Source organism: Pseudomonas indica NBRC 103045 (assembly GCF_002091635.1).
GTDB lineage: Bacteria > Pseudomonadota > Gammaproteobacteria > Pseudomonadales > Pseudomonadaceae > Pseudomonas_M > Pseudomonas_M indica.
Genome location: NZ_BDAC01000054.1, coordinates 1 through 1202 on the forward strand (window position 1 = coordinate 1; position 1202 = coordinate 1202).

A 1202-nucleotide genomic window follows, 5' to 3' on the forward strand; every position below is an offset into this window, starting at 1 on the left:
GCCATGAAGAGTGCCGAGGCGGAGGGACTATCCGGGCTATCTGTCGCCTACGCGAACAGACTCCAGTAGCGAATCCCTGCTTCGTCAGCCTCAGTGTCGATTGAGGATGCAGCGGCGAGGTCCGAACCTGCACAGGGCGACGACCCCGACCGCCGATAGCTCGCAAGCTCACACCTCAGCTGGCGCCGCCCCGGCCTCGACAGTGTAACCCTAGACAACGAGGGTCGCCGACATGAACCAGGTACCGCATGAAATTGGGGTGGATGTCAGCAAGGACGAGCTGGTGGTAGCGACTTATGGTGTGGGGCCGGTGGTGCGCCTGGCCAATCGTCGTGCCGCCATCCGTCGCTGGCTCAGGCAATTGCCGACGGGGTGTCGAATCGGGCTGGAGGCCACCAGCATCTATCATCTGCCCCTGGCCGAGCTGGCCCATGCGGCAGGCCACTGCGTCTATGTGCTCAACCCTCGGCAGGTCGCCCGTTACCTCGGGAGCCTGCGTCAGCGGGGCAAGACTGATCTGCTGGATGCCCAGGGGATTGCTCGTTTCGTCCGTAATGAAACCGATCAGGTTCATCCATTCACCCCGTCTTCACCCGCCCAGCGTGGCATCGCCAGTCTGATCCATCGGCGTCATTTGTTGGTGAAGCAGCGTACAGCCCTGCGGCAAAGCTGCCGCGGCGAGCCCTGGCTGCGGCAAGCGGTTCAGCCACTGCTGGCGGAGTACCGCCAGTTGCTGGCCAAGCTCGATGCGGAACTGGAGGTACTGCTGGCACAGGTCCCCGGTCTCGCCGGACAGAGGCAGCGCTTGCAAAGCATCGCGGGCATTGGCCCGCTGGTCAGCCTCGCCTTGAGCAATCGCCTGAGCCAAACCGATTACCGCCGCAGCGATGCGCTGGTGGCCGCTTTCGGCCTGGATCCACGTCCTCGCGAATCCGGTACCTATCAGGGGCGGCGCAAGCTATCCAAACAGGGGCATCCGGAAGATCGCCGGCTGATCTACCTGGCTGCCCAGGGGGCATGCCGGACCGGTCTCTGGCAGGCCGAGCGCACCCAGTGGGCAGCACGCGGCCTGAGCAAGACTGCCATGAACTGCATCATCGCCCGCAAGCTCCTGCGCATCGCGTTCGCTGTCTGGCGCTCGGGAAAACCATTCGACCCAAGCTTGATTGGTAAACAGACTTGCGCAGGAACATAGGATCTAC

1 protein-coding gene is annotated in these 1202 nt (G+C 63.5%); it reads left to right on the plus strand.

Annotated features, from left to right (window positions below):
• The first annotated feature begins 232 nt into the window (after positions 1-232).
• Positions 233-1195 (plus strand): IS110 family transposase, encoded by a 963-nt coding sequence (locus tag PIN01S_RS26125; protein WP_084339830.1) that lies wholly within the window; start codon positions 233-235, stop codon positions 1193-1195.
• Positions 1196-1202: the final 7 nt, after the last annotated feature.

Coding starts and splice junctions, on each gene's coding strand:
- PIN01S_RS26125 (WP_084339830.1), top strand. CDS start 233: ATGAACCAGGTACCGCATGAAATTGGGGTGGATGTCAGCAAGGACGAG.